The following is a 21,167-nucleotide window of genomic DNA, read 5'->3' on the forward strand; positions in this document are numbered from 1 at the left end:
GGCTAATCCTGACGCGAGAGGCCCGAAGGTCCCCCTCTTTGCTCCGAAGAGATTATGCGGTATTAGCTATCGTTTCCAATAGTTATCCCCCACATCAGGGTATATTCCCAGGCATTACTCACCCGTCCGCCGCTCGTCAGCAAAGAAAGCAAGCTTTCTTTCTGTTACCGCTCGACTTGCATGTGTTAGGCCTGCCGCCAGCGTTCAATCTGAGCCATGATCAAACTCTTCAATTAAAGTTTTGTTGTTTCTTTCGAAACGGCTCAATGAATACTGACTTCAAAACTACCTTAGTAATTTTAAAGCTATTATCGTTGTTCTTTTCATATAGAGAAGAGAACGATAATGAATTGACTGTGCCAAACAATCTTCTCTATAAATAGATTAGGTTATTTGTATTGGTCACTCAGTTCATTGATAAATCTTTCGACTTAACTATTCAACGAGTGCCCACACAGATTGCATGGTCAAATTGTTAAAGAACGTTGACTTTCAATGCCTTAGCGATTTACGCTTCAGCAAGTCAGGTGCGCATAATACGCAACCTCAATATAAAGTCAACAAGAAATTTTATTATTTAAAACGTCTTATTGACTCTTCTTCGCTATAACAGCTAAAGAAAAACTTCTTAGAAAGAATCATCTAATATTCATTGAATTAAAGATTAATCATTACTAATAAGTTAAATATCAAAAGTTTGAACTCTGTCGGTTGTTGAACCGTATTCCCTTTCGATGGAGCCGCATTATAGAGACTTTGATCACTCTGACAAGCCTTTTTAAAAAAAAAGAATGTAATTGCCGATTATTTCATCTAATGTGAACAATGTGACTGTAATAAGCACATGCGAGTAAATTTAAGCTCAATTATTATGAATTACAGGTCATTAAAATTGGCATCATTGTAAGCTTGATGTTAAAACACCAACTTAATGCATTCTTCTCTTTCCCTTTTGAGATGTACTTTAAATATGAAATCAAATAACCAAACCACAATAACCGTGATTGCTATCGCTATCATTGGCGCCTTAATCTTTAGTATGTTCAGTAGTTCTCTACCAGCCATCAGTTTTGCACTAGGTGCAATGCTGACAGGACTGGCGTTACACTTTATGCAAGAAAGTAAACATACCATCCTCGATGAATCAGATCCCTCTCAGAGCAGTAAAACACTTTATGTTGGCAACCTTCCTTATCGTGCAAATGAGAGTGATGTAAAAAATCTTTTCGCTGAGCATGGTGATGTTTTTGCCGTCCGCCTAATGAAAGACAAGCGTACAGGCAAGCGTAGAGGTTTTGGCTTTGTTGTTATGAGTAGCCAAGATGCGGAACATGCCATTGAGCAACTTAACAACCAAGAATATGGTCAACGCACACTAAAAGTACGTGAGGCTAATGAGCCTAAAAATGCGGATAGTTTAGATCTTGAATAGTATCTAACTGCATTGCATTTAAGCTTTTATTCAGCGCCGCAGCATCATATGTTGCGGCGCTGCTGTATGTGACATTCTTTATTGCATTACCAAACGCTACACCACCACTCGGCAGTTCTAACAATAGTGCAACTCGCTTAGCAATTGCCTTACCTGAATCCACCACATTAACTGGATGCTTAAAGGCGGTCTGAATTTCTTGCTTGATCAATGGAAAGTGAGTGCAACCTAAGACGATACTATCGATTGTCCCTTGCCAAGGTTTTAAAATTTGTTCCAATTCCCCCATATCAACAGTTTTACCACGTAGTTTCTGCTCTGCCATTTCAACTAATCGTGTCGAACCAATCATCTTAACCTCACACCCATTAGCAAACTGCTGTACTAATTGATGGGTATAATCTCGATTTACCGTTGCTGGAGTGGCTAGTAACCCAATGGATTTAGTCTGACTAATTAAAGCGGCTGGTTTTATTGCTGGTACTACGCCCACCACCGGAATGGTTAACTGTTGACGCAAAGAAGGTAAAACAATCGTGCTGGCGGTATTACAAGCGATAACGACTAAATCAGCCTGATACTGGTTAGCAAGTAACGTCACAATATGATTAGTACGCTTAATTAAGGTGGCATCATCAAGCTCGCCATAAGGAAAAGCTGCATTATCAAAAGCATAGATGAACTGCACTTGCGGTAGTAAAGCATGGATCTCTTGATAAACAGATAAACCGCCCACTCCAGAATCAAAAATGACAACTTTTTTCACTACCACTAACCTTATTACGATATCAAGCTATCATGATACTGCGATATCAACATTCGGCAAAGTATCTGTCTCAATAACCATATAGCGTTGATAACAAAATCGCGTCTCTGTTTCGCAAGCTAACCACTTTATATGTAGTGGTTGCTGATAAAAAGGCGCATCAACGACCAATGAATGAAACTCACCATTTTCACCACACGGATCAATTGCTGTCGGTAACTCATTTAATAACTGATGATCAAACCAACGCCCACAAAATTGACTATCTAATTGGGTACTGTCAATGGTGACTAATTTAGTTTTAATTCCAGACTCAATAATTTCATTGGCTAATTGAGTGCTAGGTTGACCTAATAAAGGGAAAATACATTGCCATCCTGCGGGCTCAATATACTGCCGGCGATAATCAGCAATACCATTATCAAACAAATCACCAAAAGCGACAGCATCAAACGGTAAGCCACAATTTTTTAGGCCATCAATAATCGTCTGCTGATAAATATCATTGGTGGGAAAGACTTCAGGTAATGCAATAAGCACTAACGGTAAACCAATACGCTGTGCTTGTTGTTTAACAACCGTGATAGGCGTCGCTTGAAAGGGAACATCGTTATTTACATGAGTTGTGAATAGTCCGACAACCTCATAGTCTGAATCGTTCAATAACCGCCATAAGGTTAACGCTGAATCTTTACCTGATGACCAACCGATTATTATTTTTGTTTTCATCTGCATCACCATCAAAAAGACCGCACAATGGCGGTCTTTGTCTATACATAATCAAATATTAAAACTGGTAATTAATACTGGTGTAGAACGTTCGACCAGGCATAGCATAACCAGCAGCTGTTTCGTAATCCTCATTTAAAAGATTAGCCACTCGGCCTTTTAGAGCTAATTTAGGCTGCAACCAATAAGTTAATGCCAGATCCCATGTATCATAAGCGGGTAATTCGACATCAAAATCTGGGCGCTTGCCGTGATACTGGTACGTTACCGCGGTATCTAGATCGCCATAACTCGCGCTACCGACCCATTTAAATGAGAACTTTTCACGACGTATTAGCTGCTTACCTTCGCTATCTCGAGGATCTTTAAAATCAAAGTTTAGCTGGTGACTAATAATACCGGTATCAAAATCAGCTTCGACTTCAATACCTTTGATTTTGCTTTCGCCTGCAACATTTTCATAAGACGGTGTACCGCCGGTATAACTGATTAAATCGTCAATGCGCATTTGATATGCAGTTACCGCCAAACTACCAATGTCGTAATCAGCATGTAAGGAGACATCTATATTTTTTGAGGTTTCAGGATTTAAATTAGGGTTACCAGTTGACCAAGCACTTTTCACATACAATTGATAAAGGTTCGGTGCTTTAAATGCGGTGCCGTATGAACCACGTAATTGAATATTGTCATTCAAATACCAGCCACCAGCGATATTATAAGTTGAATGAGTGCCATATTGCTGATTATCATCTAGACGAACACTGGTTTCGATACTAACAGGCGAGTAATCCCATAAGCCAATCGCATAGTAACCAGTATTATCTCGTTCTTTATTGCCAGCAAAACCAGTTAAATCATTCCATTGCTCTTGACGCCAATCGATACCACCACTCACCGATAGTGTCGATAATAGTTGGTACTGGTTATGCCATTGAATATTGCGCTGGTGATATTGATCTTTGCGATTCACGACATTAGTTTTATCAATAAGATCCAGGTTATCTTGCTTTTGATAATCAAAAATCAGTGATGATTTATAGCTATTTTGAGCATATTTTAAACCTGCAGAGTAATCATTAAATTCCGTTTCAGCTCTTACATACTGATGCCCAGAATAAATACTTGAACCATCATATTGATAATGATTTTTATACCACCGAGTTGCGACATAGCCTGAAACTTGATCACTAAATTGATGATGCAGTGCTAACGATGCATTACGGCTATCAAAACCATGTTTATCACCGTCATTCAATCCTGGTTGAGGATGAACATTATAGCCTTTATCATTTTCGTAACCTGCAGCTAACTGTAATACAGTTTTATCCCCAATATTATAGGCGCCAGAAGCATTAGCCTCTTGGTAGTTATGACTCCCAATACCTAAATCTAACTTCGTTTTTGATGGCGTATCTGTACCTGTCAGGGTGATGATATTTATCACACCGCCAATCGCTTCGGAACCATAGATCGCAGCTCGCGCACCGCGCGTAAATTCAATCCGCTCAACTTGAGTTAATGGAATTTGGTTAAAATCAACGTTGCCAGCAACTGAGCGAGCCATACGAATGCCATCAACCAAGACTAATACTTGATCAGAGTTTGCCCCGCGAACAAAAATACTTGAACTTTGGCCTCGGCCACCATTTTGAGTGATCTGTACCCCTGGTAATAAGCTCAATACTTCAGTTAATGTTTTCGCCTGCACGTTATCGATATCTTGACGAGTGACAACATTAAAAGGCGCTAGTACAGATGTTACTGGTTGCTCAAAGCGGTTAGCCGTTACTACCATCACATCATCAGATGTCGTGTCGGCGGCAAATGAAGCAAAAGAAGGGAGACACAACGACGCTACTGTCGCTGCTAAAAGGGATTTTTTCATTACAATTTCCTAAGTCGCGTTATATCAAAGCAAGATTGCTTGTCTGCTGGTTGGTATTCGGACTTAAGAGCATGACCATTTGGTCGCCTAGGCAACAACTTCCCATTGTCACTATACTAAATCATGCACTGATTATTTGTAGGGAGCATCAACAGTGTTTGGATTACATCCATGTGCGTTCGTTCTCTATTACCGCTGCGCGTCAGTTACGGATTTACACCGTATTCCCTAGCCTTCCAAGGCTAACCAGCACAGCGCGAATGCTAGTGGTGTATTGCTTTTATGTCTAGTTTTGTTTGTTATTAGTGATAGATTTTTAGGGTCTCCGCAATTTTAATTTGCCCCAACACTGGACATCAGTGTGCAATACAATAAAATCTGCGGTCTTATTTTGAGCAGTCGAGGCACACACTATGACATCCACCGTCCTTAATACCGCTGACTACCAGCCACAGTTGGATGAAAAAGCAGCCCGTATTCAAGATCTACTTAGCGATTTTGAAACGCCTGAATTGGAGGTGTTTGCCTCTCCTGCAGAGCATTACCGTATGCGTGCAGAATTTCGTGTATGGCACGAAGGCGAAGAACTGTATTACATCATGTTCAATCAACACACGCGTGAAAAATATCGTGTTGATCAGTTCCCTGCAGCAAGCCGTTTAATTAACGATTTAATGCCAATGTTACTTGATGCAATCAAGCCAATAAAAGCCCTGCGTCATAAACTGTTCCAAGTCGATTTCTTATCAACATTAAGTGGTGAAATCCTAGTTTCAATGCTTTACCACCGCCAGTTAGATGATGAATGGACTCAAGCTGCGAAACAATTAAAGCAACGTTTGAATGACGAAGGATTTAAGTTAAACCTGATTGGTCGTGCACGTAAGATGAAAATCGTCTTAGACCAAGACTTTGTCATTGAAGAACTAAAAGTTCATGATAAAACGTTAACTTACAAACAAGTTGAAAATAGCTTTACTCAGCCAAATGGTGAAGTTGCTCAGAAAATGTTGGAATGGGCGGTTGATTGCACTCAAGATAGTGCTGGTGACTTACTTGAGCTGTATTGTGGTAACGGTAATTTTTCACTTGCACTCGCGCCAAACTTTGAGCGTGTACTGGCAACTGAACTAGCTAAGCCTTCGGTTGATTCAGCCCAATACAATATTGCGGTAAACAACATTGAAAACGTGCAAATTATTCGTATGTCAGCGGAAGATTTTACTGATGCGATGGCGGGTAAACGTGAATTCCGTCGTCTAAAAGATCAGAATGTTGATTTGCAAAGTTATAATTGCAACACCATTTTTGTTGATCCACCACGTTCAGGTATGGATGACGGTACCTGCCGTATGGTGCAAGGTTACGATAATATTATGTATATCTCGTGCAATCCTGAAACCCTACGCGATAATTTGGCGATTCTAACTGAAACCCATAACATTACTCGATTCGCGTTATTTGACCAATTCCCTTACACCCATCACATGGAAGCTGGAGTTGTGCTTGAGCGTAAATAAGCTTAATTAGCCACAATATAGACATAAAAAAGGCGCTTATAGCGCCTTTTTGTTTTTATCATCGCAAGATACTTACGCTGCTTTTTTCTCTTTCTTATCCATTACACCCATTTTGTATGACACCCAAAATAGTAATGCTAGAGTAATCATTAATGGAATGAAATTTGATCCCATATCTGGGTATTCAGCACGAAGTAATGCCGCGTAGCCAAACACACCGACAAAGAAACATGCACTTGCAACAGCTGGGATACCTTCAGCCATCGGCTTACGCATATATTCTTGATATAAGCAGTACAATGCCATGGCAAATGCCAAGACAGGGAAAATAGAGAATGTTACATAGCTTGAAAACAATACAGCCAGAGTGCCGTAACCACATAAACCTGTTAGTCCAGATAAAATCAGTGTTTTACGCTCTGCTTTAAGTTGTTGCTTGTCCATATATACTTCACCAAAATCAAAATGAAATTATAGTTTCTGCCTGAGCTCTCGACGCTCACGCTCTTTTCGATACCAATAGGCACCTTTTGCAATCATTCTAAGTTGCATAATCAGTCTTTCTGCATGCTCAGCACGAGCATGGCTATCTAGATCAAGTGCTTCAGCACCCGAGCTAAAGACCAATGTCACTGACGCTTCAGCTTGAGTATATGCTTCTTCATGAGTTACCCCAGTTTTAGCTTCAAGATACTCAGCCAGTTCCGCCACGAAATGTTGTATCTCTCGCACAACAGCAGCTCGAAAAGCTGGCGATGTACCAGAACGCTCACGAAGCAATAAGCGGAATACGTTAGGACTACTTTCAATAAACTCCATAAAAGTCTCTACCGAGGTGCGGATAACACTGCCTTCGGTAGCAATACGTTGTCGTGCCTGACGCATTAATTGACGAAGAATTAATCCGCCTTCATCAACCATAGTTAACCCTAACTCATCCATATCTTTAAAGTGACGATAAAATGATGTTGGAGCAATACCAGCTTCACGCGCAACTTCACGTAGACTTAAATTAGAAAAACTTCGCTCGGCACTTAATTGGCTAAAAGCGGCATCAATTAATGAACGCCGAGTTTTTTCTTTTTGCTGAGCCCTAATCCCCATGAGTTATCTGCTTCTCTGTGATTTTCTTACAATGATACTCTGCTTACACAGTAACATCCGCGTCATTGTAACGACGCTATACCCTCACATAGTAAAGGTAGAGTGCGACTGACGCAAAGCCAGATTAGTATCATTTTGCATTTTACATCACAAACTGTGGTGCTTGTTTAATAACCGATCAGGATCTATAACGTTTGATTAATAATAAAAACTTCGTGACTCAGTTCGAGCTCTGACTATGTAACCATTCATCCCTATCAGCCAAACCGTTACCATAATAACTATTCACATAAAATAACCCAATCAAGGAATGAGGCTATGTCTAATAACCAATCCACACCAAATAATCATTTTGATGTCATCGTTATTGGCAGTGGTCCTGGTGGTGAAGGGGCTGCGATGGGACTCACTAAAGCTGGGTTTAAGGTTGCGATTATTGAGCGCGAAAATAGCGTTGGTGGTGGCTGTACGCATTGGGGAACGATTCCATCAAAATCATTACGTCATGCTGTAAGCCGAATTATCGAATTCAATCAAAACCCACTCTATTGCAACGACACCTCAACTTTACACCGTACCTTTAGTCAGATCCTTCACCATGCAGCAGAAGTTGTCAGTAAGCAAACTCGTATGCGGCAAGGTTTTTATGATCGCAATCACTGCCAAATAATTCATGGCGAAGCTCAATTTGTTGACTCTCATACAGTCAGCGTGACTTGCAATGATGGCAGCATTGATTATTTCAGTGCTGAGCGATTTATTATTGCAACGGGTTCACGCCCTTATCAACCTGCTGGTGTTGATTTCACGCATTCGCGAGTTTATGACAGTGATTCAATTTTACAATTAGCCCATGATCCGCGTCATATTATTATTTATGGCGCAGGCGTTATTGGCTGTGAGTATGCGTCTATTTTTAGAGGACTTGGGGTTAAAGTTGATTTGATTAACACTCGACAACGATTGTTGGAATTTCTTGATAACGAAATGTCAGACTCATTGTCTTATCATCTCACCAATACCGGTACCATGATCCGTAATGATGAAACTTTTGAGGCCATAGAAGGCACTGATGACGGGGTTATTGTGCATTTACAATCAGGCAAAAAGATGCGCGCTGATTGTTTACTGTATGCCAATGGACGTACTGGTAATACCGATAAACTGGCATTAGAGCATGTTGGTTTAGAAGCTGACTCGCGCGGTCAACTACGAGTTAATAGTAACTATCAAACCACAGTGGATCATATCTATGCGGTTGGGGATGTAATTGGCTACCCTAGTCTTGCTAGTGCGGCTTATGATCAAGGCCGATTTGTGGCACAAGCTATCAGTACTGGTAAAGCGCAAGGACAATTAATCGCTAATATTCCCACTGGTATTTATACCCTGCCAGAGATCAGTTCTGTCGGTCAAACAGAGCAACAATTAACTGCGGCAAAAATTCCTTATGAAGTCGGTCGGTCGCAATTTAAACACTTAGCGCGCGCTCAAATTGCAGGAACTGAAGTTGGGAGTTTAAAAATTTTATTCCATCGTGAAACCAAACAGATCCTCGGTATTCATTGCTTTGGCGAACGTGCCGCTGAAATAATTCATATTGGCCAAGCGATCATGGAACAAAAAGGCGAAGGTAATACTATTGAGTATTTTGCTAACACCACCTTCAATTACCCGACAATGGCAGAAGCATTTCGCGTCGCGGCATTAAATGGTCTTAATCGATTATTTTAACTATCACCAAATTACAATAATAACGGAGCCATTGAGGCTCCGTCATCGTTATATGTTGTACTCGCGATGGTTTTATTCGGCAGTCATTAAGCGATCATCAGCAGTTAGAATCGATGTCCATGGTAACTGTTCATCACCTAACACAATAAAGTTAGGATTTTCTAATGTCTGGCGTAAGTTATAAGACAACGGTGTAATATGGGTATTAAAAATTCGCCCGCCCGCTTCTTCAACAATACATTGCGTTGCCGCGGTATCCCACTCCCCCGTTGGTCCTAAACGTAAATAGCAATCAGCGCCCCCTTCAGCGACTAAACATGCTTTTAGAGAAGCAGAGCCAAGTTCAACGACATCATATTGATATTGACTATCAAATCGCGCCTTAGTGATATCAACATTCTGACGTCGGCTAATCGCAATTGTCAGCGCACGTAATGGTGACTGGTGTTTGTTAGTTGAGATCACACGCGTTTCACCATCAGCGGTAATTTTATGTGCCCCTTGGCCTTGCGCGGCATAATATGTCACGCCAGAGACTGGAGCATACACCACCCCCATTACCGGCTTATTATTCTCAATAAGTGCAATGATAGTGGCAAAATCACCACTACCCGCAATAAATTCTTGTGTGCCGTCAAGTGGGTCGATCAGCCAATAACGTGACCATTGGCTACGTTCAGTCAGCGAAATATTAGCATCTTCTTCAGATAACACCGGAATATCTGGTGTCAGTAATGATAGTCGCTCAACCACTAATTGATTAGCGGCTAAGTCAGCACTGGTTACTGGGGTATTATCTGATTTAATATGCTGTTCAAACTGACCATTTTGATAAATATCTAAAATCAAGCGGCCAGAGGCTTGAGCAATATCGATCACCTCAGGAATAAGATGGTTAAGTGTCATTGGCTATTCCTCACAAGCTAAATACTTTAGGGCTAAAAACAGCGCACTAATACTACGCGCTTCTGCAAAATCAACATGTGTTAGCAACTCTTCAGCTTGTGCTAACGGCCAGCGCACAATCTCTAACGGCTCAGGCTCATCACCTTCTAAACGCTCGGGATATAAATCTTGGCCGACAAACAATGTCATTCGGCTCGAAAAATACGATGGGGCTAAAATCACTTCTTTTAATGGCTGTAATCGTTGCGCACCAAAACCGATCTCTTCTTTTAATTCACGATTTGCTGCTTCAAGTGCTGTTTCACCAGCATCAATCAAACCTTTAGGAAAACCTAATTCATAACGCTCAGTGCCTGCTGAATACTCACGAATAAGTAATAAATCACCATCAGCAGTAACCGGAACAATCAATACTGCATGGCGTCCACTTGGCTGCATGCGCTCATAAGTGCGCTCGACACCATTAGAAAAACGTAATTCCAATGATTCAATTTTAAAAAGTCGTGATTGTGCTACAACTTCAGCAGCTAAGATTTGGGGTTTATCTTTGCCTATCGCCATGATTAGGTCCTGTTTAATGAAATGCATTACCAGAATAAAAAAAGCTTACTCTAATTAAAAGCGAATAATCACCAGAAAGAAAGCGGCAGTCGAAATCGACTGCCGGTTATTAATGCTTTTGTGATTAAAATGTTAACTAACGCTACAGTCGCCCTGAATAGTTAAGTTTATATTGGCCTTTAGTATTCGGATCGCCTAACCATTTTAATTGTTTTGCAAGCCCAGCAGGAAATTGTGCTCCCGGTTTAAACCACCCGTGAAATTTATAGTGGCGATTGGTAGCAAGGTTAGCTTGCCAATCACTGCTAACATCAGCCGAGGTTTGATTGATTTTGGCAACAACTGCACCTTTAGCACAACTTAAATCGGCAAAAACAGGTCCAGGGTTTATCGTTCCCATTGGGGTTGCTGCTGATCCTTGTACCCAAGCTAAGGTTGCATCAAGTGTTTTACAATAGGGTGCGGCATAGTGATAATTTCTAACGGTTAATTCTAAATTACCTGTTACCGTTAGCGGAACAGGCAATTGAGCCTGTGCTATTGCTTGAACGGCAGGCATTGATAACAATAATTTTTCCGCGAATGGGCCATCACTGTTATAACCCACTAACCCTTGTCCTTGAAGTTGAAATTCACTGCCTTTTCCAAACCGAACATCAAATGCAAGCTCACCTTGTAGCAAGCGACCAATACGCATATTCCATTGCAAATGCCCAAAAGGTTGATTCTGCCAGCGAACATTGGCTGCAGAGCCTTGCCATGGTGTTCCTGTAATACCTTCTAAGGCTAAACCATTAATTTTAGGTGCATGCTGCCATAACCAACTCGCAGGAACATGGGCCACTAAACTGGCAATAAATACTGCACCAAAACTGGCACCGACGGCTAACTTAAATTTCACGGTTATCCTCGTCCTAACTGCAAACGGTTAACTTCAACCATGCCGTTTTTATCGGTTTTTGAGAGATCAATAAACTGAGTATTAATGCCATAGCTCTGTTGTAAATACACTAACCAATTGACCAAAGTATCAAACGGTAATGGCTGCACCCACACTTGTAGCGCATCATTACGTGGCTGCATACGAATCAAGTCAATTTTAAAGCGAGTCGTGGTTTCATTAATGACTTGGTTAAGCCCTTGATCACTGACATTGACTGTTCCACCTGCACGTTTAAGAGCTGAAATCTGATTGGCTTTATGCTCAACCCATGTCAATAATTGGCGCTGTTGATTGATTTTATTCTGAGCTGCTGCTGCGCGTTGATTTAACGGCTGCCATACGCCCCAATATAACATTGCAATAACCAATGCACCGCCCGCTCCAAGCAGTAAATGTTGCTCCCGCTGACTGAGGGATTTCCACCATGCCTTAATCTCTGCCATTAGGCTTTTCTCCTCAGTACCACGGCACCACTGACTAAATTATCTGCTTTGGTTAACTGACCTTGATCAACCTCAAACTGCGCACTCAATGCACTGCGTAACTGTTCAAAATCTTGAAACCCTGCCGCTGTTGCCTGCAAGCGCAATTCACCACGTGTTTGATCATATTTAAGATTAACAACTTTAATCGAAGGCACTTTTATTAATGCTGGCTTTAATTCACTGAGCCACATTAACATGCCATTTTGTTCACCATGACCACCTAAACTTTTTAACGCCGCATTCATTTGATTTTTCAAATAGCTCTGCGAAGGGATACGTTTAAACTGTGGTAAAACTTGACGAAAAATACGTTCACTTTCAGCTCGGTAAGCATTAGCTTGTTGCTCTAAACGCTGCGTAGTTAGTACTTGCTCACCAATAAGCGCCACCAAGAGTACAGCTGCAGCAATAGCAACTTTTCGCCATGGCTGTAAATGTTTACGCCATGCCGCTTGCGGTTTATAAGGCCCTGATAGCAACGTTGCCTTTGATTCTGCGGCACCGATAGCGAGTAACTGCATCACCAATTCTGGCGTTTGAGGCTGCCAATGCCCAGGAATATTCGCTGGTGCTGGTGTATAGTGATGAATCGTCACTTGAGCCAAGCTCGCCGTAGCGGCAACAATCGATTCAACTTCTTCCGTCAAACGTGCGGCTTCCGCTTCAGGCGTAATATCATCACCTTCGTCATCCCCACGATCATCAACCGTATCAACAATAATTGGTGCTTTTTGCGCGGTCACCCAAGCAGCTAACCAACTACTATCAGCACAAACGCCCATTGCTTCTGATTGACGAATTAACCACTGCCCATCGATTTCAGCTGCACTGTAACCATCATTAAATAAAGGTAAGCATAAACAATCGGGAATCAGTTTTTTAAGCTCAATACCACAGTCTGCAAACACTGCTAACCACATTGCGATTTTGTGATGCTCAATAATCGCTACCGTCGCAACATCATTATCACGTTTAAGCAATTGTACATGTAAGCTATCAACATCTTGAGCAAGCTCTTCTTCTAGCAGGTACGGTAATACCGCCGCTAACTGACGGCTGCTTCCAGCAGGGATCGCTACTTGAGTTAATAGCATCTCACTGGTTGGCACTAAGCCATATACTGGGCGAGCTGCAGCATATTCGGTTAATTCACTTAACTGATTAATATCCGCCAATTGGCCCGATGCAATCACTTCATTTTGCAGTGGCGACCAGACCAACCATTGCACCGGCATTCCCGGCCGGCTACTTAGCCTTATCGTCAGAAATTCGCTCACGGATTCCTCCATATTGGCGACGAACGACCGTCACCTTGTTCTTATCATCACGTTTAAATAATGCCACGGTTCGTACTCGGGCACGGTCTACTTTTATTTCAGCGTCTAACGAAAAATAATGGCTGGTAACTGTTAGATATTGCTCCATTTTCGTTGTAGTTTTATCCATTCCTGAGTCAGGACTTGCTGTTGGTGGCTGCGGAATAAGTTTCATAAAGTCAGCAACACTGTCCCAGACGGTATGATTTTTATCACGATCAGCAATGATTTTTTTGGCGTCGTCTAATGATAATGAGGGCGCAAATAATGCCGATAGCAACACCGCTTGTTTTTCGGTAATGGTATTGACGTTAAGCAACATATCATCGGTTGGTAACGCGCAAATTAAACCTTTAACTTGTTGATAAATTTTGGCTGAAACACCATTAATCGCTCTAAACTCACTGCCATCAGCCAACCAATCATTGGCGCTAACATAGGGTGGTTGAAAGCTTTCATAGCTACTGTCTTCAGCGCCATAAGCCGATTGCACTGTGGTATTGTTATCCACAAACTCCCAACTTGAGTCGGCAATCACCTCGGCTTCATAATCATCAACACCCGATTCGGTGAGAATATTTTGTAAATAAGTCACCAAAAATGGCTTTTGGCTATTATCGGCCTTCGGTTTGATATTTCTAAAAGCATTTAAGTTAAAACAAGTTTGTTTATCGGTTAAGTTACCACTGATTACCGCGCCGCCATCTAGCGGATAACTTTGCTCACCAACAGCCCAAGCTTGAGTTAAATTAACAGTATCACTGTCTTTAAGGCTTTGTTTCAGTGCTTGCTTTGCCAGCGCTTCAACCCCTAAGCTATACCAATAGCCTTGTTGATGTTCAACTTGGTTTTGTACTCGATGAAAGTTAAGTTGCAACCGCTCGGTCATTTGTACTGCTAATAAGCTCATCAAAGCCACTAACAATAAAACCACAATCAATGCTACTCCACGTTGCTTTCTCATGCGTCAGCCTTTGATTTATCGGTTAGCAGTGCCGAGGTCGGTAATAAGTAAATTCGCTCAATTTCTCCGAGTTTTTTCAAGGTCATAATAACTTTGATCCCCGCGGGCAAACTATCAGCTTTATTCCACTTTTTATGCCATTGCTTATCGTAATAAAACTCAAATTTTAAATCGCTAACATCAGTGAGTAACACCCGCACTAACGGCTTGGCACCCACCACTGTATCGGGGTAACGAAACCAAACCCGTTCTAAATTATCATCAATAATGCGATAACCAACACGGGTAATGTCACCTCGAGGAAACATAGATTGCGGGTTTTGCCAACCGCCACGAACAAAGGTGATACCTTCGCTACTTGAATCTAAAAGGTACTCACCCGCTTGCAATATTTTGTCGGTTGGCTTTTCAGCATCGACTCTAAATTTTCGCGCAACAATCTGTCGAAAATCATTATCCATCATGATCATGGTGCGCTGAATCGCCTGTAAACGCTGATTGTGATCTTTTGATTGCGCGTCGCTACGCATAACATTGGTAATGACTTGATTGGCAGATAAACTCAACATGGCAAATACCGCAATCGCCACCAACACTTCCAGTAAGGTAAAACCTTGCTGCTGACGACGATTAATTTGTGACATAAGTTTTTACCGTAATAACTGAATGTTTACGTTGTGGATCTGTCGCAACTGATACTTCAATTTGACGCAACAATTGCTGTTGAGTTTTGGTACTGGTGACGGTCCAATACCAGTCTCGATCAGCCAATGTCGATTTGCCACGTTTAACCGAACTTGGGTACTGACCGCTTAAATGTAATTGGGCTAATTCATTGTCGGCCACCATTGAGGCCAAGGTTTTTTGCTCTAGATAACCTAAATTATTTAAGTTTTGACTAACGGCACGCATCACACTTAATGCGGCTACTGCAAAAATCGCCAAAGCAACCAGCACCTCTAACAGAGTAAATCCTTGCGAACGCTTCACTGTGGTTGTTCCTGTAGTGATAATTGTTCGGCTAATGTTTGCCCTGGCGCTAATAGCACTAAATTACCCACCTCATCAGCCACCACCTGCCAAAATTGATGTTGCTTATTGATTTCAAAACTGACCGTAAACGGGGTGTAGTCACCACTCGCCATCACCACAATTTGTGGCGGTAACTGTTTGTTTTCTTGATCAGACTTTTTAAATATGTCGTCATTTTTAAACATCGACTCAGATTTAAAAAGTCGGTCCTTATCTTTCCATGCGCCACCAATTTCAACGTTAGCAGTAATGCCCGCCTCCAGTTTTACATTGGTGAAAAACTTTGCGCCTTCTAACGGCTGCCAACCATCTTGGGTGAGGATTAAAAAAGAATATTGATGGGGTTCAATACGAATACCGTAATCAACCCCATTTAACATTGCATCCTCACCCAAAAGTTGAGCTAAATGATGAAAACGCACTGCCTGCTCTTTAACCTCATCGCGCTTATTGTTGGGTAACGTCGACACCACAGCAACGGCACTGGTTGCCAGTAGCACTAACACCAACATAATTTCAATTAGAGTAAAACCTGCATTACGCTTCATCATTATTTCTTAGTTTTTTTTGTTGTAGTTCAACATGTTCCAGTTACCGATATCAGTGTTAATACCGTCACCGCCTTCTTGGCCATCAGCACCTAGACTGAAGATATCAACCGCACCATGTTCGCCCGGTGATACGTATTGGTAATCGTAGCCCCATGGGTCTTTAGGTAGACGTTTAATATAGCCACCATCACGATAATTACGCGGCTCAGGTGAAGAAGAAGGCTTAGTTACCAATGCTTCTAACCCTTGATCCGTAGTTGGGAACACACTGTTATCGAGCTTGTACATTTCCAATGATTGCTCAAGCGAACTAATATCGGTTACTGCTTTTTGTTGATCCGCTTTTTCTTTGTTCCCTAATAGGTTTGGCACCACTAAACTTGCCAATACCCCAAGAATTACAATAACGACCATTACTTCTAACAGCGTAAAGCCACGTTGCTTTTGTTGCATTTTTCACCCTCCAAAAGAAAATCTACATTCCAACCATATTGTTTAATTCAATAATCGGCATTAAGGTTGCAATCACGATAAACATCACCACTCCTGCCATTGCGACAATCAATAATGGTTCAAACACCCCTAACGCCATATTGACTAAAGACTCAAAATCACGATCTTGGTTATCCGCTGCACGAGTTAGCATTTGCTCAAGCTCACCACTGCGCTCACCACTGGCAATCATATGTAACATCATCGGTGGAAATAGCGCGGTTTTTTCCAAAGAAATACGTAAACTTGCGCCCTCACGCACTCTATCTGCCGCTTCTAAAATCTTCTTATTAACGTAGGTATTGGTCATTACGTCAGACGCAACTTTCATACCGTCCAATAAAGGGATCGCACTTGAGGTACAAATCGATAATGTTCGTGCAAAACGCGAGGTATTTAATCCTCGGGCGACCTTGCCAATCACTGGCAGCCGTAAAATAGTCCGATCCCATTTGATGCGAAACGCAGGCTTTTTAAGGGCTGTTTTGATTAAGGCAATCAAGGCCACAATCACAATTACCACCAGCAATCCCCAATGTTGCACAAAGTTACTGGCAGCCAATAACACTTCTGTAATTGCTGGCAGCCCTTGATTCATTTGCACAAATTGATCGACAATTTTGGGCACCACAGTCGCCAACAAAAACGCTACTACCGAGACTGCCACCAGCGTCAACATTAATGGATAAATCATCGCTTGTTGGAGCTTACTGCGCATTTGTTGACGATTTTCACTGTAATCAGCCAAACGATTTAAGATGGTATCTAAATGACCTGACTTCTCACCCGCAGCGACCATGGCACGGAATAACTGATCAAATACATGCGGATATTCCGCCATACTGTCAGCCAAGGTATAGCCTTCAACTACGCGCGAGCGTACTGCTAATAAAATGTTTTTTAAACGCGGCTTTTCATTTTGCTCAGCCACCGCTTTAATACATTCTTCCAGTGGCATAGAAGCCTGCACCAATGTTGCTAATTGACGGGTGATCAGCGCTAATTCATTGGTACTGATACCACGTCGAAAAGTGAACTTACTTGGTGCGGCAGTGCTTTTTTTGCCTTGACCCGAGGTTTGGTTAACTTCAATCGGCACCAGCCCTTGTTCACGCAATTGTTGCCTGACTTGACGCGAGGTATCACCTTCTAATACCCCTTTCTTTTGCCGACCTTTGGCATCTAATGCTTTATATTCAAACGCCGCCATTAGCTCTCCTTGGTTACGCGCATCACTTCTTCAAGTGTGGTGATCCCTTGACGCACCTTGGCAAGACCATCGTCACGAATACTTGGTGTGGTTTGACGGACATATTTTTCAATCGCTTGCTCACCCGCTTCAGCATGAATCAATTCTTGAACATGCTCATCAATCTGCAGCAACTCATGAATACCAGTACGACCGCGGTAACCTTTAAAGTTACACTTATCACAACCACACGGACGGTACAAAGTCAGGCTATCAGCCGCGGTTAACATAAACAGTTTTTTCTGCTCAGTATCAGCCTCATAAGGTTGGCGACACTCACTACATAAGGTCCGTACTAAGCGCTGCGCTAACACACCTAATAATGATGACGACACCAAGAACGGTTCAATTCCCATATCACGTAAACGGGTGATAGCACCCACTGCAGTGTTAGTGTGCAAAGTCGATAACACCATGTGACCGGTTAACGATGCTTGCACCGCGATGGCCGCGGTTTCTAAATCACGGATCTCACCAATCATCACTACATCGGGATCTTGACGTAAAATGGCACGTAAACCACGCGCAAAGGTCATATCGACTTTGCTGTTTACTTGAGTTTGACCAATACCGTCGATATCAAATTCAATCGGATCTTCAACCGTTAGAATATTGCGCTCAGCACTGTTTAACTCTTGTAAGCCAGCATATAGCGTTGTTGATTTACCCGAACCAGTAGGACCCGTAACCAAAATGATCCCATGCGGGCGATCAATGATATTTCTAAATGCTTGGTGGTTAGCGGCTGTCATACCTAAGCTGTGTAGGTCGAGACGAGTGGCGTTTTTATCTAACAAACGCAATACCACCCGCTCACCGTGTGACGATGGCATAGTTGATACTCGCACATCCACTGCACGACCACCGATACGCAATGAAATACGGCCATCTTGTGGAATCCGTTTTTCAGCAATATCTAACTTCGCCATGACTTTAATCCGCGACACTAATAATGGCGCTAACTTACGGCTTGGCTGTAATACTTCGCGTAACATGCCATCAACACGGAAGCGAATTGACAACACTTTTTCAAAGGTTTCGATATGAATATCTGACGCACCTTCTTTGATTGCTTCAGCTAGCATCGCGTTAATCAATTTAATGATTGGCGCATCATCTTCTGATTCCAATAAGTCTTCGGTTTCAGGTAATTCTTCTGCCAGTGAGAAAAAGTCATCGCTATCAGAACCTAAATCTTCCATCAACTGACGCGCTTCTGACGAATCACGTTGATACGCATCAGTGAGCTTTTGCTCAAATTGCGACTCGGATAACTCAACCGGATAAAAACCGTCACCGACGACACGGCGCACTTCTGCCAGTACGATTGCAGATAGCTGACCGCAATAATATAACTGCCATCCTTGTTGATTGGCTTCAATCACCACATGATGGCGCTTGGCAAAAGAAAACGGCAATCGAAATAACACTGCGGTTTCTAATGCCAACGACTCATCTGCCATTAGTGCTTCTCCAACTGCGATACAAACGCGCGTACTTCAGCAGGTAGCGCCATATCATCACCATATTTTGGAATAACCGGCATTTCTGCATCCATTAAACGCATGCCTTTATCTGCTTGGTATAATTGTTGCGCACGAATGTAGTTATATTTACGTTGTGTCATGCCATCGGCACTCATGCCATCACGTAAAATGGTTGGACGAATGAAAATCATCAAATTGGTTTTTTCAGTTTGATTATTGGTCGAACGGAATAGCGCCCCCAATACTGGAATATCACCTAAAATTGGCACTTTCTGCTCAGATTCAAGGGTCTTCTCTTGCATCAAACCACCCAACGCAATCATGTTACCGTCTTTAACCAATACCGATGTAGTTAGCTCACGCTTATCAAAGCGAATATCAACCGCACCATTAGCATCAGCAACTTGCGATACTACTTGCTCGATCTTCATCTGTACTGAGTCACCTTCGTTGATTTGCGGCGTCACTTTAAGCTGAATACCGACATCTTTACGTTCAACGGTAGTAAATGGATTATCGTTATTGGAACCGGTTTGCGAGCCTGTGGTGACAGGCACTTCTTGACCGACAGAAAGATTCGCTTCTTGGTTATCCAGCACTGTCACATTCGGTGTTGATAACACATTAACGTTACGGTTAGCTTGCACTGCAGTAACAAGTGCAGTCCAGTCACCCAATGCAATCGCTGCAGCGGCACCTTTGACGCCACCTAAGAAAGTCGCCATTGGCGCTAAATCACCACTTTCGGTGGTTTCAGTGGTATAAGGTTTACCGTTAGAATCGGTGCCATGTTGAACCGAGGTGGTGTCTTTTGCAGCTTCTTGGGCTGATAACAAGCCACCAATTGGCGCACTGCTGTTACCAAACTGAATTACGCCGCCATCTTGAGAGCCCCACTGAACCCCAAAATCGACCCCTTCACCTTCTTGTACTTCAACAATCATCGCTTCAATATGAACTTGAGCACGACGAATATCGAGTTGAGCGATGATCGATTCTAAGCGTTTCATTACATCAGCAGGTGCTGAAATGATTAGTGAGTTTGTTGGCGCATGAGCCGAGATCATCACATCGTCTTTACTTGCGCTCTGGCCTTGACCTGCATTGCCTTTGGTTGATGCTTGAACATTTTCAGACACCCCTTTTAGGACATCGACTAAATCTTCAGCTTTAGCATATTTGAGATAAAACACGCGGCTATTACCGCTGACAGCCATCTCTTTATCTAAGCGATGGATCAGTTTCTTTAATCGTTCACGTACTTTAGGATCGCCAGAAATCAACACTGAGTTAGTGCGTTCATCAGCAACCGCTTTAGGGATCAGAAAACTTGGGGTTGATTTTGCTTCAGCACTTTTATTAAGCGAATCAATAATACGTACCATTTCTGATGCAGAAGCATTATTGAGTGACACCACGGTCACATCTTTATTACCCGCACGATCAACGCGCTCAATAATTTCAGCTAAGCGATTGACCACTGCAGCACGCCCTGTGATCATAATGATATTGGCCGGATCATAATGCACTACGTTACCTGCGCCAGCGTTATCATTAAGTTGACGTAATAACGGTGACAATTCACGCACAGAAACATTTTTAACCGCTATCACACGGGTAACAACCGCATCACCGGGAATGTTTTTATCATTGGCGCCCACCACTGGAATCGCAGCAGTTTTAGCATCTTTATCACGGATAACTTTCATCACGCCATCATCCATGGTCACCACAGCGTAACCATAGACATCAAGCACATTAAGGAAGAAACGGTAATATTGCTCTTCGTTCAATAAATCATAACTGCGCACATTGACTTGCCCACGCACAGCGGGATCGATAATAATTGTTTTATGTAAAGTGCGACCAACAATGTTGATGAACTCTTGAATGTCGGTGCCTTTAAAATTCGCACTTAATTCATCGGCCATTGCTTGAGTACAAAACAAGCCACTTGCTAACAATAGGGCACTTTTACCCATCCATTTTTTCACAAAAAACTCCTGCT

Annotated in this window: 21 protein-coding genes, 1 rRNA gene and 1 riboswitch; of the genes, 3 read left to right on the forward strand and 19 right to left on the reverse strand. The window is 42.3% G+C overall.

Annotated features, from left to right (window positions below; all coding sequences use genetic code 11):
* Nucleotides 1–236: ribosomal RNA gene (locus tag G6R09_RS17740) — 16S ribosomal RNA — on the reverse strand; the annotation flags it as partial.
* Nucleotides 237–970: 734 nt separating this feature from the next.
* Here G6R09_RS17740 and G6R09_RS17745 point away from each other — a divergent pair.
* Complete coding sequence (locus G6R09_RS17745) at nt 971–1,432, forward strand: RNA-binding protein (RefSeq protein ID WP_065167753.1); 462 nt, start codon at nt 971–973, stop codon at nt 1,430–1,432.
* Here the strand turns inward: G6R09_RS17745 and murI are convergent.
* From murI to btuB, 3 genes are read right to left on the reverse strand one after another with little or no spacing between them, the layout of a single operon-like run.
* Nucleotides 1,401–2,198 carry a glutamate racemase gene (gene murI / locus G6R09_RS17750; protein ID WP_082967931.1) on the reverse strand — a complete coding sequence of 266 codons (798 nt, stop codon included), beginning with the start codon at nt 2,196–2,198 and terminating at the stop codon, nt 1,401–1,403. The genes G6R09_RS17745 and murI overlap by 32 nt on opposite strands.
* Before the next feature lie 30 nt (nt 2,199–2,228).
* Complete coding sequence (locus G6R09_RS17755) at nt 2,229–2,927, reverse strand: adenine nucleotide alpha hydrolase (protein ID WP_163923814.1); 699 nt, start codon at nt 2,925–2,927, stop codon at nt 2,229–2,231.
* Between the two features lie 58 nt (nt 2,928–2,985).
* On the reverse strand, nt 2,986–4,815 hold the full coding sequence (btuB, locus tag G6R09_RS17760) for a TonB-dependent vitamin B12 receptor (RefSeq protein ID WP_065167755.1): 1,830 nt from the start codon (nt 4,813–4,815) through the stop codon (nt 2,986–2,988).
* Between the two features lie 30 nt (nt 4,816–4,845).
* Nucleotides 4,846–5,081: riboswitch (cobalamin riboswitch) on the reverse strand.
* A 147-nt stretch (nt 5,082–5,228) separates the two neighbouring features.
* On the opposite strand from btuB, the gene trmA reads away from it, so the two are divergent.
* Entirely contained in the window at nt 5,229–6,335 is a 1,107-nt protein-coding gene (gene trmA / locus G6R09_RS17765; RefSeq protein WP_065167756.1) for a tRNA (uridine(54)-C5)-methyltransferase TrmA, read from the forward strand.
* Between the two features lie 72 nt (nt 6,336–6,407).
* Here the strand turns inward: trmA and G6R09_RS17770 are convergent, their stop codons facing one another.
* Nucleotides 6,408–6,779 carry a YijD family membrane protein gene (locus tag G6R09_RS17770; protein ID WP_065167757.1) on the reverse strand — a complete coding sequence of 124 codons (372 nt, stop codon included), beginning with the start codon at nt 6,777–6,779 and terminating at the stop codon, nt 6,408–6,410.
* Nucleotides 6,780–6,806: 27 nt separating this feature from the next.
* Nucleotides 6,807–7,439: an HTH-type transcriptional repressor FabR gene (gene fabR, locus G6R09_RS17775; protein WP_060998579.1), complete on the reverse strand. Its 633-nt coding sequence runs from the start codon at nt 7,437–7,439 to the stop codon at nt 6,807–6,809.
* A 318-nt stretch (nt 7,440–7,757) separates the two neighbouring features.
* On the opposite strand from fabR, the gene sthA reads away from it, so the two are divergent.
* Nucleotides 7,758–9,173: a Si-specific NAD(P)(+) transhydrogenase gene (gene sthA, locus G6R09_RS17780; RefSeq protein ID WP_065167758.1), complete on the forward strand. Its 1,416-nt coding sequence runs from the start codon at nt 7,758–7,760 to the stop codon at nt 9,171–9,173.
* 72 nt (nt 9,174–9,245) lie between these two features.
* On the opposite strand, the gene cysQ is transcribed toward sthA, so the two are convergent.
* From cysQ to gspD, 13 genes are all read right to left on the reverse strand, one after another.
* Nucleotides 9,246–10,079, reverse strand: coding sequence for a 3'(2'),5'-bisphosphate nucleotidase CysQ (gene cysQ, locus G6R09_RS17785; protein WP_163923817.1), 834 nt, complete (start codon nt 10,077–10,079; stop codon nt 9,246–9,248).
* A 3-nt stretch (nt 10,080–10,082) separates the two neighbouring features.
* A complete protein-coding gene (gene nudE, locus G6R09_RS17790; RefSeq protein WP_065167760.1) occupies nt 10,083–10,640 on the reverse strand; it encodes an ADP compounds hydrolase NudE in 558 nt (185 codons plus the stop codon).
* Nucleotides 10,641–10,782: 142 nt separating this feature from the next.
* On the reverse strand, nt 10,783–11,541 hold the full coding sequence (locus tag G6R09_RS17795) for a type II secretion system protein N (RefSeq protein ID WP_065167761.1): 759 nt from the start codon (nt 11,539–11,541) through the stop codon (nt 10,783–10,785).
* A gap of 2 nt (nt 11,542–11,543) precedes the next feature.
* Nucleotides 11,544–12,026, reverse strand: a complete 483-nt coding sequence (locus G6R09_RS17800) for a type II secretion system protein M (protein ID WP_163923819.1) — start codon at nt 12,024–12,026, stop codon at nt 11,544–11,546.
* Complete coding sequence (gspL, locus tag G6R09_RS17805) at nt 12,026–13,345, reverse strand: type II secretion system protein GspL (RefSeq protein ID WP_240345794.1); 1,320 nt, start codon at nt 13,343–13,345, stop codon at nt 12,026–12,028. Before gspL ends, G6R09_RS17800 begins: the two co-directional genes overlap by 1 nt.
* On the reverse strand, nt 13,314–14,348 hold the full coding sequence (gene gspK, locus G6R09_RS17810) for a type II secretion system minor pseudopilin GspK (RefSeq protein ID WP_163923824.1): 1,035 nt from the start codon (nt 14,346–14,348) through the stop codon (nt 13,314–13,316). The genes gspL and gspK overlap by 32 nt, the downstream gene beginning before the upstream one ends.
* A complete protein-coding gene (gene gspJ, locus G6R09_RS17815) occupies nt 14,345–14,992 on the reverse strand; it encodes a type II secretion system minor pseudopilin GspJ (protein ID WP_163923827.1) in 648 nt (215 codons plus the stop codon). The genes gspK and gspJ overlap by 4 nt, the downstream gene beginning before the upstream one ends.
* Nucleotides 14,979–15,338, reverse strand: coding sequence for a type II secretion system minor pseudopilin GspI (gene gspI, locus G6R09_RS17820; RefSeq protein WP_163923829.1), 360 nt, complete (start codon nt 15,336–15,338; stop codon nt 14,979–14,981). Before gspI ends, gspJ begins: the two co-directional genes overlap by 14 nt.
* A complete protein-coding gene (gene gspH / locus G6R09_RS17825) occupies nt 15,335–15,931 on the reverse strand; it encodes a type II secretion system minor pseudopilin GspH (RefSeq protein WP_163923832.1) in 597 nt (198 codons plus the stop codon). Before gspH ends, gspI begins: the two co-directional genes overlap by 4 nt.
* Nucleotides 15,932–15,937: 6 nt before the next feature.
* Entirely contained in the window at nt 15,938–16,384 is a 447-nt protein-coding gene (gspG, locus tag G6R09_RS17830) for a type II secretion system major pseudopilin GspG (RefSeq protein WP_065167768.1), read from the reverse strand.
* A gap of 22 nt (nt 16,385–16,406) precedes the next feature.
* The gene (gene gspF / locus G6R09_RS17835) at nt 16,407–17,633 is read right to left on the reverse strand and encodes a type II secretion system inner membrane protein GspF (RefSeq protein ID WP_065167769.1); all 1,227 of its coding nucleotides are present in this window, start codon (nt 17,631–17,633) and stop codon (nt 16,407–16,409) included.
* On the reverse strand, nt 17,633–19,135 hold the full coding sequence (gene gspE / locus G6R09_RS17840) for a type II secretion system ATPase GspE (RefSeq protein ID WP_065167770.1): 1,503 nt from the start codon (nt 19,133–19,135) through the stop codon (nt 17,633–17,635). The genes gspF and gspE overlap by 1 nt, the downstream gene beginning before the upstream one ends.
* Nucleotides 19,135–21,153, reverse strand: a complete 2,019-nt coding sequence (gspD, locus tag G6R09_RS17845; RefSeq protein ID WP_065167771.1) for a type II secretion system secretin GspD — start codon at nt 21,151–21,153, stop codon at nt 19,135–19,137. The genes gspE and gspD overlap by 1 nt, the downstream gene beginning before the upstream one ends.
* Between the last annotated feature and the right edge of the window lie 14 nt (nt 21,154–21,167).

Origin of the sequence: Photobacterium sp. Alg240-V54 (genome assembly GCF_900537155.1) — a bacterium.
Lineage (GTDB): Bacteria > Pseudomonadota > Gammaproteobacteria > Enterobacterales > Vibrionaceae > Photobacterium.

Excerpts from the sequence above, each read along its gene's own strand:
- gspF (WP_065167769.1), bottom strand. The coding sequence starts at position 17,633 with ATGGCGGCGTTTGAATATAAAGCATTAGATGCCAAAGGTCGGCAAAAG.
- sthA (WP_065167758.1), top strand. The coding sequence starts at position 7,758 with ATGTCTAATAACCAATCCACACCAAATAATCATTTTGATGTCATCGTT.
- nudE (WP_065167760.1), bottom strand. The coding sequence starts at position 10,640 with ATGGCGATAGGCAAAGATAAACCCCAAATCTTAGCTGCTGAAGTTGTA.
- G6R09_RS17770 (WP_065167757.1), bottom strand. The coding sequence starts at position 6,779 with ATGGACAAGCAACAACTTAAAGCAGAGCGTAAAACACTGATTTTATCT.
- fabR (WP_060998579.1), bottom strand. The coding sequence starts at position 7,439 with ATGGGGATTAGGGCTCAGCAAAAAGAAAAAACTCGGCGTTCATTAATT.
- trmA (WP_065167756.1), top strand. The coding sequence starts at position 5,229 with ATGACATCCACCGTCCTTAATACCGCTGACTACCAGCCACAGTTGGAT.
- G6R09_RS17745 (WP_065167753.1), top strand. The coding sequence starts at position 971 with ATGAAATCAAATAACCAAACCACAATAACCGTGATTGCTATCGCTATC.
- gspJ (WP_163923827.1), bottom strand. The coding sequence starts at position 14,992 with ATGTCACAAATTAATCGTCGTCAGCAGCAAGGTTTTACCTTACTGGAA.
- cysQ (WP_163923817.1), bottom strand. The coding sequence starts at position 10,079 with ATGACACTTAACCATCTTATTCCTGAGGTGATCGATATTGCTCAAGCC.
- btuB (WP_065167755.1), bottom strand. The coding sequence starts at position 4,815 with ATGAAAAAATCCCTTTTAGCAGCGACAGTAGCGTCGTTGTGTCTCCCT.
- G6R09_RS17800 (WP_163923819.1), bottom strand. The coding sequence starts at position 12,026 with ATGGCAGAGATTAAGGCATGGTGGAAATCCCTCAGTCAGCGGGAGCAA.
- gspH (WP_163923832.1), bottom strand. The coding sequence starts at position 15,931 with ATGATGAAGCGTAATGCAGGTTTTACTCTAATTGAAATTATGTTGGTG.
- gspE (WP_065167770.1), bottom strand. The coding sequence starts at position 19,135 with ATGGCAGATGAGTCGTTGGCATTAGAAACCGCAGTGTTATTTCGATTG.
- gspK (WP_163923824.1), bottom strand. The coding sequence starts at position 14,348 with ATGAGAAAGCAACGTGGAGTAGCATTGATTGTGGTTTTATTGTTAGTG.
- G6R09_RS17755 (WP_163923814.1), bottom strand. The coding sequence starts at position 2,927 with ATGAAAACAAAAATAATAATCGGTTGGTCATCAGGTAAAGATTCAGCG.
- gspG (WP_065167768.1), bottom strand. The coding sequence starts at position 16,384 with ATGCAACAAAAGCAACGTGGCTTTACGCTGTTAGAAGTAATGGTCGTT.